Annotated in this window: 11 protein-coding genes, 1 tRNA gene and 1 pseudogene; 7 read left to right on the top strand and 6 right to left on the bottom strand. The window is 67.8% G+C overall.

Annotated elements, in window-relative coordinates; genetic code table 11:
* Positions 1 to 82: 82 nt before the first annotated feature.
* The 4 genes and pseudogenes from WHN02_RS07865 to WHN02_RS07880 form a co-directional block, all read left to right on the top strand.
* Positions 83 to 157, top strand: a pseudogene (locus WHN02_RS07865) (hypothetical protein); the annotation flags it as partial.
* Between the two features lie 42 nt (positions 158 to 199).
* Entirely contained in the window at positions 200 to 3,679 is a 3,480-nt protein-coding gene (locus tag WHN02_RS07870; RefSeq protein ID WP_434742732.1) for an RHS repeat-associated core domain-containing protein, read from the top strand.
* A gap of 300 nt (positions 3,680 to 3,979) precedes the next feature.
* On the top strand, positions 3,980 to 4,495 hold the full coding sequence (locus WHN02_RS07875; protein ID WP_434742733.1) for a SigE family RNA polymerase sigma factor: 516 nt from the start codon (positions 3,980 to 3,982) through the stop codon (positions 4,493 to 4,495).
* Positions 4,496 to 4,695: 200 nt separating this feature from the next.
* Positions 4,696 to 5,907: a hypothetical protein gene (locus tag WHN02_RS07880; RefSeq protein ID WP_434742734.1), complete on the top strand. Its 1,212-nt coding sequence runs from the start codon at positions 4,696 to 4,698 to the stop codon at positions 5,905 to 5,907.
* Here the strand turns inward: WHN02_RS07880 and WHN02_RS07885 are convergent.
* From WHN02_RS07885 to WHN02_RS07895, 3 genes are all read right to left on the bottom strand, one after another.
* Complete coding sequence (locus tag WHN02_RS07885) at positions 5,878 to 6,345, bottom strand: Imm1 family immunity protein (protein ID WP_434742735.1); 468 nt, start codon at positions 6,343 to 6,345, stop codon at positions 5,878 to 5,880. The genes WHN02_RS07880 and WHN02_RS07885 overlap by 30 nt on opposite strands.
* Positions 6,342 to 7,025: a DddA-like double-stranded DNA deaminase toxin gene (locus tag WHN02_RS07890; RefSeq protein WP_434742736.1), complete on the bottom strand. Its 684-nt coding sequence runs from the start codon at positions 7,023 to 7,025 to the stop codon at positions 6,342 to 6,344. Before WHN02_RS07890 ends, WHN02_RS07885 begins: the two co-directional genes overlap by 4 nt.
* A gap of 517 nt (positions 7,026 to 7,542) precedes the next feature.
* A complete protein-coding gene (locus tag WHN02_RS07895; protein ID WP_434743865.1) occupies positions 7,543 to 8,748 on the bottom strand; it encodes an IS256 family transposase in 1,206 nt (401 codons plus the stop codon).
* 394 nt (positions 8,749 to 9,142) lie between these two features.
* Here WHN02_RS07895 and WHN02_RS07900 point away from each other — a divergent pair, with 394 nt between their 5' ends.
* Positions 9,143 to 9,361, top strand: coding sequence for a hypothetical protein (locus WHN02_RS07900; RefSeq protein WP_434742737.1), 219 nt, complete (start codon positions 9,143 to 9,145; stop codon positions 9,359 to 9,361).
* Positions 9,362 to 9,729: 368 nt separating this feature from the next.
* Positions 9,730 to 9,802, top strand: a tRNA-Arg gene (locus tag WHN02_RS07905).
* 225 nt (positions 9,803 to 10,027) lie between these two features.
* Here WHN02_RS07905 and WHN02_RS07910 read toward each other — a convergent pair.
* The gene (locus tag WHN02_RS07910; protein ID WP_434742738.1) at positions 10,028 to 10,168 is read right to left on the bottom strand and encodes a hypothetical protein; all 141 of its coding nucleotides are present in this window, start codon (positions 10,166 to 10,168) and stop codon (positions 10,028 to 10,030) included.
* 257 nt (positions 10,169 to 10,425) lie between these two features.
* On the opposite strand from WHN02_RS07910, the gene WHN02_RS07915 reads away from it, so the two are divergent.
* Positions 10,426 to 10,992 carry a GrpB family protein gene (locus WHN02_RS07915; RefSeq protein WP_434742739.1) on the top strand — a complete coding sequence of 189 codons (567 nt, stop codon included), beginning with the start codon at positions 10,426 to 10,428 and terminating at the stop codon, positions 10,990 to 10,992.
* A 53-nt stretch (positions 10,993 to 11,045) separates the two neighbouring features.
* Here WHN02_RS07915 and WHN02_RS07920 read toward each other — a convergent pair whose 3' ends face one another.
* Positions 11,046 to 11,681: a GAP family protein gene (locus WHN02_RS07920; RefSeq protein WP_434742740.1), complete on the bottom strand. Its 636-nt coding sequence runs from the start codon at positions 11,679 to 11,681 to the stop codon at positions 11,046 to 11,048.
* Positions 11,682 to 11,867: 186 nt separating this feature from the next.
* A complete protein-coding gene (locus tag WHN02_RS07925) occupies positions 11,868 to 12,404 on the bottom strand; it encodes a hypothetical protein (RefSeq protein ID WP_434742741.1) in 537 nt (178 codons plus the stop codon).
* Positions 12,405 to 12,543 lie beyond the last annotated feature (139 nt).

A 12,543-nucleotide genomic window follows, 5' to 3' on the forward strand; every position in this document is an offset into this window, starting at 1 on the left:
CACCTTTGACAGGACCCTCGCGGCAGCAGCGTCGGAGGACCTCGGTCCGGGGGCCGTCAACCTGATTACCGGCAACTACTCCCTGACCGAGACCGATGTCGGTGTCACGTCTTTCGAGAGCGCCCTGACCGTCGGCCGCACCTACAACACGCGCCGGTCCGCCGACGCCGACGCGGCCAACATGTTCGGCCCGGGCTGGGTGTCCAGCGTCGAGGTGGAACGAGCGGATTCTCCGTACACCTCCCTGCACGTCTACGGCTCACTCGTACAGGTCACGATGAGCGAGGGTGACACGATCGGCTTCACCGCCCGGAACGCCACCACCTTCGATCCAGAGGTCGGAAGCGACTCGCTCAAGCTGGTCTACACCACGAGCACCGACCGGTACACCCTCACCAACCAGGACGGCAGCGTCGTCGTATTCTCCCGGGTCACCGGCGCCAGTGTCGGTAGCTACCACCCGACCTCCGTGACCGTCCCTGCCGGTCAGGCCGCCAGCCTGAGCTGGGAACGGCTGACGGTCAACGGCACCGAGGTGATTCGCCCGACCAGGATGCTGGCAGGCGTCCCCGGCGGCGTCAGCTGTGTAACGGTGACTAGGGGCTGCCGGGCCGTCAACTTCACCTACGCTACGGCCACCACCGCGACAGGAACAACCGAGGCAGGCTGGGGTGACCACCTTGGCCGGCTCCGGGAGATCACCTTCACCGCGTGGGACCCAGACCTGGCCACCCCAGCCATGCGGACAGTGGTGGTCTCCCGCTACGCCTACGACAACGCCGGTCGGCTCCGGGCCGCCTGGGACCCGCGTCAGGACTGGATCGACGGAGGCGTCAACCGGCAGGCACGCACCCTGTACGGCTACAACGCCGACGGGGTCCTGGCCACCATCACGCCCAAGGGACAGGATCCCTGGCATCTGGCCTACACGACGATCCCGGGCGACCCCGGCAAGGGCCGCCTGCACCAGGTAACCCGCACGGCCCTGGCAGCGGGAACCGCCACCCAGACCGTGGTGTACAAGGTGCCCACGACCGGATCCGGCGCACCCTATGACCTGTCACCCACCCAAACCAGCCGATGGGGGCAGGAGGAAGCACCAACCGACGCCACCGCCGTCTTCCGCCCGGATCAACTGCCGAACGGAAACCCCGCCTCCGGCACTCTGCCCACCTCATATCAGCGGGCGACGGTCACGTACATGGACGCCAACGCTCGTCTGGTCAACACCGCCAAACCCGGCGGTCATATCGACACCACCTGGTACGACCGGTGGGGGAACAACATCCAGACCCTGACGGCCGCGAACCGCCACCGCGCGCTGAGTGCCCATCCCACCGATGACGCCGCCGCAGAAAGTGGAATCGCCCGCCGCCTCTCCACCCTCGACACCTACACGGCCGACGGCCAGCGAGTCGACACCACGCTCGAGCCTGAACGGGACGTCATCCTTCCGAACGGCGACAGCGCCAGAGGTCGCAAGTTGACCCGCTTCAGCTACGACGAGGGCGCCCCCGTCAGCGACGACCCCTACAACCTCGTCACGACGAAGACCGAAATGGTTCGCGTCTGGGCAGGCGACAGCACTGTCACGGACTCCGACGAACGCACCACGACCACCGCCTACAACTGGAGCCTCCAACAGCCCACGGCCGAAACCGTTGATCCTGCGGGGCTGGCCCTCACCACACGCACCGAGTACGACCCCGCGACGGGGCACGTCACGTCTACGACCACCCCGGGGGGTGGCACCAGTACGACGACGCCGGCGACCCTGAAGGTCATCCACTACCGTGCCGGCACCGGCTCCGGGCACAGCGAGTGCGACAACAGGCCCGAGTGGGCCGGCATCCCGTGCCGCGAGCAGAGCGGCGGCCAGGCCGCCAGCGGACCGGAGGTACCGACCAAGGTCACGACCTACAACATGTTCGGCCAAACCAGGTCGGTGACCGAGAAGAACACCGCAGGCGTGTTGCGCACGGTCACGACCACCTATGACAGTGCCGGACGCATCCACGAGAAGGTGACCACGGCAGCCACCTCACTCGGCACCCAAGTACCGATAGAGCGGAATGTCTACGACCCGCCAACGGGTCTGCTGCTGCGCTCCCAGTCGGTGACCGCCGGAACTGTCGCCGCCGAGATCATCCGAAGCTACGACAGCCTCGGGCGGCTCACGTCCTACACCGATGCCGACGGCGTCACCTCCAACACGACCTACGACCTACTGGGACGGAAGGCGACCACCCACGACGGAAAGGCGCTACGCACCTATACCTACAGTGGGGAAACCGAGCACCGCGATCTGCTGACCTCGGTCAACGACTCGCAGGCCGGGGTCTTCACCGGGAGCTACGACCCCGACGGGAACCTGACGGGCGAGACCTGGCCGGACGGGATCACCGTGACCCGCGGCATCGACGAGGCCGGTTCCACCAACTCCATCAACTATGAGAAGCGGAACTGTTCCACCGGGGACTGTACCCTGCTTCTCGAAACCACGGTCGCCTCCGTTCACGGGCAGATCCGCACCAGCACCTCGACGCTGGCGAACACCACCTATCACTACGACAAGGCTGGCAGACTCACCAGAAGCGAGAACCGGCAATACGGCGAATGCATCACCCGGCAGCACCAGTTCGACGCCGCGTCCAACCGCACCACATGGAGCGTGTACGCGCCAGACGACGAGGGCGAATGCTCCACCACAGGCGCCATCCGGGCACGCACCTGGTCACACGACACAGCCGACCGGAAAACGGTCTCCAGTGGCTACACCTATGACCAACTGGGCCGGACCACGGCAATACCCGGGAACGATTCGGCCAATTCCGCCGATCCGATCACGGTGGCCTACCACTCCTCGAGCATGGTCCGAAGCCTCGAGCAGGGGAGCCGAACCGCAGAGTACACGGTCGACGTGACCGGTGAACGAATTCGGTCGTGGCAGGACAGCATGAATGGTACGACGGCCTCGTCAGTGAACCACTACGACGGTGACAGGGACGCCCCCTCCTGGACCCAGGAGACGCCCAGCCACTACACCCGTCCGATCAAGGGCGTCGCAGGAATGGTCGGGATTTTCTCGGCTAGCGACGGGCAGGTGAGCTGGCAAATCGAAGACCTCCGAGAGGTCATCGTCGCCTCGGTGCAGGAACAGGACGAGGGACTTTCCATCGTCCACGGGTCTGACGAGTACGGACTGGCGTACCAGGACAGTAGTATCGGCCAACGGCGGTACGGCTGGTACGGCACCTCGCAACGTGCCGCCGACACACCGGCAGGAATCGTGCTGATGGGTGTCCGACTCTACAACCCCCTCACCGGTTCCTTCCTTACCCCGGACCCTGTCTACGGCGGCAACGCGGGCCCATATGAGTACTGCTTCGGGGACCCCGTCAACTGCAGCGATGTGAGTGGCAAGGGAAGCAAGTGCAAGTGGCCGAGATGCGGCCGGGTCATCAACTCCCACTGGGTTCCGACCAAGATCGCTCGAGATCGGTGCGGAGCAGTACGGTTGTGCGCCAAGAATAAGTACAAGTGGCTTCAGGTCGCGCAGAGTTCCAGGCGCTACTTCCAGGACACTGATTCGTATCGGTTCTTCGGAATCTGGTACCCGATCAATGACGGATGGACGGCGGTGGTCCACGGCAGCTACCACATTCGTTCCCCGCACTAAACCCTCGACCCTGGTTCGGAGCCCCGCAGTGCACCTTGCTGCGGGGCTCCTTAGACCGGAAAATCAGCCATCGGTGAGCTGAATCGCCAGGCCAGAGCAGCCGAGCTTGAGGACATCCTCTCAATGTCCTCGAACAAACCGCGCAACGCCAAGATGGCCAGCAATCGCTTGACCAGTTCTGCCCAAAGCACGGGTGGTAGACCCTGAGCGAACACTTCAAAACATATGTGACCCAAGACACACGGTGAGGTCACCAACCAGCAGGGCAGATCCCGGCGTGAATGACGGTGGAGGTGCCAGATGGCCGAGGAGCAGTACCCCGGACTTCGGGAGTTCATGACAGCCCGTGGCGGGGCGCTGTCCCGGGCTGCCTACCTGCTGACCGGTGACCGCCATCTGGCTCAGGATCTGGTGCAGTCGGCCATGCTGCGGGTGCTTCGGCACTGGAGGCGGGTCAGTGACACCGGGCCGGAGGCGTACGTCCGGAAGACGATCTACCACGTGTACCTGACCGGCCGTCGCCGTCGGCGGATCCGTGAGCTGGTGACGGGGCAGGTGCCGGAGCCGCCTCCGGTCGACCCGCACGGGAGGTCGGACCTTCGGATCAGTCTGGACCGGGCGCTCGCGGTGCTGTCACCACGGCAGCGGGCGGTGCTGGTGCTGAGGTATTACGAGGATCTGTCCGAGGCCGACGTGGCCGCCGTCCTGGACTGCAGCGTCGGGGCGGTCAAGCGGTACGCGCACGACGGCCTGGCCCGGTTGCGCCGTATCGCACCGCACCTGGTGGACAACGTGACCGAGAAGGCGGAGGCATGACCGGCAGACTCACGGAGGCCATGCGGGACGGTACGGCAGAGCTGCCACCGGGCCTGTCCTACGAGGACCTACTCTCAGCCAAGGCCAGGCAGCAGCGGCGCACCAGAGCGGGAGCGGCGGGACTGGCGCTGGTCCTTGTTCTCGGCATCATCGCGGTACCAGGGCTCCTCACAGGGCCTGGCCGGGGTCCACACGCAGGGGTGACCGCTGCCCCGGGGGTGGCACTGTCAGTGCCGGACCGGGTGGGCGCGCCACAGTGGGGTGGCTGGTCGGTGCAGCGCCGCCCGGTTGCCGCTGCCTCCGTCATCTTTACGGCGGAGAACTGGTGGTACGAGCCGCCAAGTCTGGGTTCGGTGGCGGTGGTCGCCGCTGGGAGTGACGAGTACCGGCTTGTGTCCAGCGGGTGGCCGGTCCGGGCGGGCGAGGAGGCGCTGCTGTCGCCCGACGGTCGGGTTGTAGCCCTGCCGAATCAGCTCGTCGAGGCCGCCACCGGTCGGACGCGTTCCCTACCAGAGGTCGAGGGGACCGAGGAGACCATTCCGGCTGCCTGGTCACCGCAGGGAACCCTGCTGGCAGTCGTCGGTGTCGACGGCGGCCACGTTGCCGGCGCCGACGGGGTAGAGGTGTACCGGGTGCGTCGGGCGGTGCTCTCGGTGCTGGAGGTGGCCTCCGGTCGCCTCACCAGGGTCGCCGACCTCGAACCGGACAACCTCGCCTTCGGATGGCTCGTGGCCTTCGCCCCGGACGGGCGGACCCTGGCCTACCAGTCGGGGGAGACCATAGTCGTGGCCTCGGTCGAGGGCCACACCCGGCACCGCCTCACCGTGCCCGCGGGAACCCGACTGGCGGGCAAGGGGGCCTGGACCCCCGACGGCACCGGCCTCACCCTGGTCGGGCAGCGGCAATGTTGCACCGGCGACGCCTACCCCGCCCGCTGGCAGCTCACCCTTGTCTCCCCCACCACCGGAGCGGCCGTACCCGGGTTCACACTGCCGGAGCAGGAGGGCCTTGTGGCTCTCCGGCTGCTCGGCTGGGCACCCGACGGGGCGGCGGTGGTGGCCCGGTACCGCCCCGAACCCGGCGCCACCGTCGCCGGATTCGACTCACCCGACGGCATCACCAACGGGGAGTGGACCGCCTACGACACCGACGTCGCCGCCCTCGACCCGCAGGGCACCGCCCGGACCCTCCTGACCGGCGAAGACCAGGCCGTACACGGAGTCGACCTCGCCGACCAGGCGATCGCCAGCGGACTCACCCACCCCGGCACACTCCCGGCGGACGGCATCGGACCCCAGTACCGCTGGTACGCCCTCGTCGCGGGCGGCACCGGACTGCTCCTCGCCATCGGGGTGACACTGGCCATCTGGGGCATCCGCCGATCACGAAGCCGGCCGGCGGTAACCACCTGACCCGTGCTCGGCCGCCTTCGGCTGTTCGCTGCTGTCGGGTACGTGCGGCGGTGCGCCGCCGCTCTGGACGAAGGTGGCCGCGATCTGCATGGCGGCTCGGGGCGGAGCCGGAGGTGTGCTGCGGGGTACTCGGTGGGCACTCCGCCGAAGTCGAAGTGGAGATCTCCTCGTGGAGTGGTGGCGGTGGGATCGGGTTAGGTGGCCGTCGGTGTCGGCGATGTGGACTGCGAAGGCGTGGGTGGGGTGGCCGAGCCCGACCTGGAGGCCGGGTGGCAGGTCGTCGGGGTCGTCGGCGGTGTCGGAGAAGATGGTGACGACGACCGGTTCGCCGGCCTGGTGGATCTCACCCAGGAGGGTTTCCAGGGCGGCGGGTTCGGTCACGTCGGTTTCGTGGTTGTCGCGGTGGTCGCCTCGGTCGTAGGTCCAGGTCACCTTCATGCGATCGCCTTTCCGTTGCCGTTGTAGGTGCGCCAGTGGCGTACCTGTCCGTCATCGTCGCGTACGTAGACGGTCAGTCGTGTGCCGGCGGGGAGGAGCCGGGAGAGGATCTTCTCGCAGCCGTAGGGGGTGTAGTCGCAGGGCGGGTTGTTGGTCACGACGGCCGCGTCGGTGAGGTGTTCGCGGCGCATCCGGGCGGCGAGCTTGGCCTCCAGGTGGTCGGTCGTGGTGGCGATGAGCTGGTAGGCCGGTTTGAGGTCGGCGGCGGTAGCCGGCTCCCGGCCGGATCTCATCGGTACCCGCTGGCCGCCGATCAGGGCGACACCGGAGGTGGGGTCCTTCGCCTCCTGTCGAGGCAGGTCACGAGCGGCCTCCGACAGCCAGGCGGGTGGCGGCTCGGAGGATGCCGGTACGTCGGTCGTGGTCGTGGGCGCGTCGGGTGTGGTGGGCGGTCGGATGATGTCGCTTCTACCGCCCGTCACCGGACCCTGCGCACCGCCGATCTGACGAGCCCGTGTCAGCGCTTCTTCGGCGTGTTCCCGGGCCTCGGTGCTCCGCTTGAGAACGGCGGCCAGGAGTTCCAGCACCTGCTCCAGGCCCGCTGGCGTCGGGCCCGGCTGCCCTCCGTGCAGCACCGCCGTGACGAGCCGCCGCGCCTCGCCGACCGCCGACCCCCGCACCGGTCACCCGCCCCTGTGCCGCAGTCACCGCCACCGCCACAGGTGTAAGCGCGGCGATGACCTCCTGCGGCGACAGCTGGTGCGCCACCGGATCGACGGACCGGCAGGCCGCGCCCAGGACGTCCGCAGCCTCGACAAGCCGGGAGCGAGCATGCCCAAGTACCTGTCGCACCCGGGCGAGACCAGCCGCAACGCTGGCGGAACCGGAGGCCACCGCGTGGGCGGCGGGCAACTCGACAGCGTGATGGCGCCACCACCGTGGCGATGGTCTGGGCCACCACCATCGGCCCCGCTCGCAGCACCACCGCTGGCATCGCCCTGTGGTGGATCACGCTCAGCCTCTTGGCCCTACGCCGTGCCTGGACTCAACAGTGCGTCACTGTTCACCTGCCCGAGCTGCCCTGGCTTGCCCGCGTCCTTCAACGGCGCGGGTAGCACCCCTCGTGCGCAGCAGGGCCTCCACCGCTGCCGAAAGGGGGTCTGTCAAGTTAACGGCTGATCTTGGTTGTTGAGGCGGTCAGTGGTTGGTCGGGGTGAGTCGGCCTTCGAAGGCGATCTGGAAGGCGTTCAGGGGTGCCTTCCAGCGCATGGTCCAGCGTCGGCGTCCGGTGCCGGTGGGGTCGAGGCTCATCAACGCCATGTAGACACACTTCAAGGCGGCCTGCTCGTTCGGGAAGTGCCCGCGGGCGCGGACGGCCTTGCGGATGCGGGCGTTCACGCTCTCGATCGCGTTGGTGGAGCAGATGACCTTACGGATCTCCACGTCGAAGGCGAGGAACGGCACGAACTCCGCCCAGGCGTTCTCCCACAGCCTGACTATCGCCGGATACTTGCGGCCCCACGCCTCGGCGAACTCCAGGAACCGCTCGGTCGCGGCGTCCTCGGTCGCCGCGGTGTAGACCGGCTTGAGCGCTTTCGCGATCTTGTCCCAGTCCTGGCGGGCCGCGTACCGGAACGAGTTGCGCAGCAAGTGCACCACGCACGTCTGCACGATCGTGCGCGGCCACACCGTCTCCACCGCGTCCGGCAGGCCCTTGAGCCCATCGCAGACGAGCATCAACACGTCCTGGACGCCATGATTCTTCAGCTCCGTCAGCACGTGCAGCCAGTGCTTCGCGCCCTCGCCGCCGTCACCGGCCCACAGACCGAGGATGTCCCGGTGCCCGTCGACCGTGACCGCCATCGCCAGGTAGATCGGCCGGTTCGCGACCTGCCCATCGCGGATCTTGACGTTGATAGCATCGATGAACACAACCGGATACACCCGGTCCAGCGGCCGGTTCTGCCACTCCGCCATACCGTCCATCACCTTGTCGGTGATGGTAGAGATGGTCTGCTTGGACACCTCAGCGCCGTACACCTCGGCCAGATGCGCGGCGATCTCCCCGTGCGTCAACCCCTTCGCCGACAACGACAACACCATGTCATCGACCCCGGACAGGCGCCGCTGCCGCTTACGCACGATCTGCGGCTCGAACGTCCCCGCGGCGTCGCGCGGAACCCGAACCTCGACCGGCCCGACATCGGTGAGCACCGTCTTGCTCCTGCTGCCGTTACGGGTGTTCCCACTACCCCGACCCGCCGGGTCATGCCTGTCGTAGCCGACGTGATCGGTGATCTCCCCGTCCAACGCCGACTCCAGGACCCGCTTCGTGAGCTGCTGCAGCAGCCCACCCTCACCGGTCAACCGCAGCCCGTCACCACGAGCACGATCGACCAGCATCGCGATCAACTGCTCGTCCGTGACCGCACCCACCGGCCCGGAGGCCGGCTGTCCCACGATGGTCTCGGTCGTCATCTGGCGTCTCTCCCTTGATCGGTCGATCAGCCGTTATTTCTACAGACCCACCAGCGGGGCGTGACCCATTTCGAGGACCTTGCCGCGTACACGTACATCGACGCCGACACCATCGGTTTGGACTGGGGGTGGCTCACTTTTCCGCCCTGCGTACGAGCGGGTCAACGTCGGCTGGCTCGACACCCCGCACACCTTCGCCACGGGACCGACCCCGAGCTGGTTGACGGACGCGCTGTTCAAGATCACCGCAGGTCCCTCGATCGACACCACTCGTGGGTGCCACCGGTGTCTCCTCTGCCCGAGTGACACGGTGGGTGCGATGACGGAGGCGGCGCTGCGGGGGCACGCCGAGCTGCGGATCCCCTCGCGGCCCGGGGTGATGTTCGCCGCCCCGACTCTCGTCGCGCACTACGTCGACGTCCACTCCTACGGGCCTCCGGCCGACTTCATCGAGGCGGTGCGCGGGTACGATCCCGGCTGGATGGTCGAGCCGAGCCCGTGGGTACCCGACCACGTCGACCGTCTCGCCTTCTCCTGAGGGAGCGAAGTGGCAGGGCGCTGTCCTGGGTCGGGCGAGGAGCTGTGACGTCATCGGGATCGATCCGCGAGCTGTCACGTGGAACCGAGCGTTCCGGCCGTGACGTCCCACTGCCTCCGGTCAAAAGTAGATCGAGTGATGCCTTTGGGTGGCCGGTGGTGAGCTAATCGAGAGCTCCTGCGCCGACGTACCCGGAGAGGGTGGTCGGGGTCCTTGTGCGGGTTCCCGCTGTCGCCGGTGTGGTCCCGGGCGGCATCGACCCCCTGCCGGGGGTGAGGCTGGGTGAAGCCTGCACGGACGACCTGGGTCGCGCGGCCGGCTCCCTGCCATCCCGGGTGATCCCACAGGCCGTTAGACTGATGCCTCGCGCCCCCGTAGCTCAGGGGATAGAGCATCGGTTTCCTAAACCGTGTGTCGCAGGTTCGAATCCTGCCGGGGGCACCTCGAAGATCAGCGAAAACGCTCCCTGGCCTGCGGATACTATCCCGCATCGATCGGCCGACCTGTGCAGCCGGATGCCACCCGAGGCCACCGTTTGCAGCCCTCCGTGCAAAACACGTGCAATGATCTAGGACCGCTGGGGCCGCCCGTTCCCGCAGGTCACAGCCGCGAAAAGCGAAGAGGCCGCAGCATCCGCCGCGACCTCTTCCACCACACCGGCGGCCATCAGCTCAGCGCCGCCTCGATCCGCTCGTTCATCCGGCTCCGGTCCCCGTCGAGGCACTTTGCGTACACCTTGAACAGGACGACCAGGCGCTCGCCCCGCCGACCGTCCTTCCCCCGCCGACCGACGTATGACACCCCCACGAGGAGCTTCCGCGCCTGGCGGATGGTGACCGCGACCCGCCGGCCGACCTCCCCGCGCCACGGGTCCCACTACACCCGCGCCACGGGTCCCACTGCACCCGCGCCACGGGTCCCACTGCACCCGCGCCACGGGTCCCACTGCACCCGCGGCGCGAGGGAGGCACCGGAAGTGGTCACGCGAGTGCTCTCCCGGAGAGCTGACGAAAGTTATCTATCGTGACAAGGATTCCGTCGTGACTGACAGGAGCAGCCTTCCGATGACTCAGGAGACCGCCGGGGGCTTACGCGTGATCCGGATCGCCGACTACGACCCCGAGTGGCCCGCACGATTCAGTGCGCTGGGTAGCCGGCTGCGCGCGGCGCTGGGCGACGTCGCGCAGCGCATCGACCACATCGGATCGACGTCGGTTCCCGGCCTGGCCGCGAAGCCGGTGATCGACATTCAGATATCGGTCGCCGCGCTGGAGCCGACCGACCCGTTCCGGGTGCCGTTGCAAAGCCTGGGGTACGTCTACCGTGACACCAACCCGGAGCGGACGAAGCGGTACTTCCGGGAACCGCCCGGCGAACCGCGGACCCACGTCCATGTTCGTGAGGCGGGCAGCTTCTCCCAGCAGTTCCCGCTGCTGTTCCGTGACTACCTGCGCGCCCACCCCGACGCGGCGGAGCAGTATGCCGAGCTCAAACGTGTCGTCGCCGTCGAGCACGCCCACGACGGGCTGGCCTACACGAACGCGAAGGCGGACTTCTCCTGGAAGCTGATCCACCGGGCCGACGACTGGGCCCAGGAGACCGGCTGGCGGCCCGGGGCGAGTGACGCATGAGCGACCTCGGCCATCCGTACCTGATGTCGCTTGGCGACAGCGAGTGGTGGTGGTCAGAGTAGCTGGGAGCCGACGATCGCGATGAAGATCAGGATCACCGCCTCGCTGACCACCCACGAGTGGTCGTTGGCCCAGTCCCGGATCTTCGGCAGCGCCGCTGCCGCCCGCTGGCCGAACGCGAGCAGGGCGAGCAGTGGCAGTGCCAGGAGCAGCAGTGTCAGGAACAGGAACGGCAGCAGGTGCCACCACGGCCTGTCGTGGCCTGCCAGGCTCGCCGCGACCGCGAGCATGTTGGCCTGGTCACTGGGCATGGCGATGAAGAGCAGGAAGCCCAGCCCGAAGGCGTAACGGGGCTTGGCCTCCTGCAACCTGCCCATCCACTTCGGCGGCTGGGTGCGTTTGCGGCGGACGAAGACCGTCACCATCAGGGCCAGCAGAACCAGCAGCACCACCCAGTCGATCGCGCGACGCGTGCCGTCATGTCTGTCCTGTCCGCTCCCCGCCACGCGGACCAGGTGGAAGACGACGTACCACACTGTCAGCGCGACGAGCATGGCGAGACCGGCGCCCGTCAGGTAGGCCAGCGAACTCCGCTTCGGGTCCCGGCTGGAGGCGAGGAAGATCGCGGCGATGATCTGCGGACCGGCGATCATCACCACTGCGAGCGGTAGGACACTCAGCAGGTTCACCGTCACCTCCCTCCTGTCACATCCTCACCGAACCGACCCCGCCAGGTTGCTGTTCCGAGGATCCGACCCGACCGGCCGGGTCGGTCGCGGGCCTTCGGTAGAACACCAGGGCCCGCACGGCACGAGCAGGGTCGGCACCGGCACGAGCGGGGTCCGCATGGGCGCGGGGGCCGGGCGGGCGGACCTTCAGGCGTCGCACACCTCGTCGGCGTAGCCGGCGAAGCCCTCGGGTGTGTGGAACGTGGTCACGTAGCCACCACCGTGCTCACTGCCGTCGCCCTCCCACTGCTTGGTGAGGATCACGTCTGGGCCGGTCAGGCCGCGCAGCTCGCTGATCCGGAAGGGGAAGCTCTGCACTGCGCCTTCGTCCTCGTTCCACGCGCGCAGGTTGTAGACCTGGCCGTCGTTCAACGTGGGCGGTGCCGACTCGGTCTGCCAGCCGGCCGCCGGGTCGAGCAGCACGACCTCCTCCCTGGTGGGGGAGCTGCGGCCGGGTTCCCGCTGGAGTTGGATCACCTTGTCGGTGACCCCGTCGAGGCCCTCGCTGAGATAGAGGATGATCGTGTCAGCCCCGGCCTTGCCCCGGCACCAGTCGAAGACCCCGACCAGCCGGCCGTCGGCGTCCAGCCGTACTCCGACCGCACCCTCGATGGGCGCGCTGCAGCCGGTCAGCCCGGCCAGCATCAACGCACAGATCAGTCCCAGGTTCCCCGTCCGTCGCACTCCTTCAGTGTGATGATCGACGGTTGCCGATCGGTCACGGTGGGAAGTCGGCTTGGTGGCATCGGGACCGGCCCGCGGTCAGCTTCCGGGAGTAGCGGTCGCCGCCGGGCGGGGAGCCGCGGAAGCTGCCGGGCGGGGA

Source organism: Micromonospora sp. SH-82 (assembly GCF_051132485.1).
In the GTDB taxonomy this organism is placed as follows: Bacteria; Actinomycetota; Actinomycetes; order Mycobacteriales; family Micromonosporaceae; genus Micromonospora.

Bases quoted from the DNA above. Each gene is read 5' to 3' on its own strand.
- WHN02_RS07875 (WP_434742733.1), top strand. From the start codon at position 3,980: ATGGCCGAGGAGCAGTACCCCGGACTTCGGGAGTTCATGACAGCCCGT.
- WHN02_RS07885 (WP_434742735.1), bottom strand. From the start codon at position 6,345: ATGAAGGTGACCTGGACCTACGACCGAGGCGACCACCGCGACAACCAC.
- WHN02_RS07895 (WP_434743865.1), bottom strand. From the start codon at position 8,748: ATGCTGGTCGATCGTGCTCGTGGTGACGGGCTGCGGTTGACCGGTGAG.
- WHN02_RS07900 (WP_434742737.1), top strand. From the start codon at position 9,143: ATGACGGAGGCGGCGCTGCGGGGGCACGCCGAGCTGCGGATCCCCTCG.
- WHN02_RS07915 (WP_434742739.1), top strand. From the start codon at position 10,426: ATGACTCAGGAGACCGCCGGGGGCTTACGCGTGATCCGGATCGCCGAC.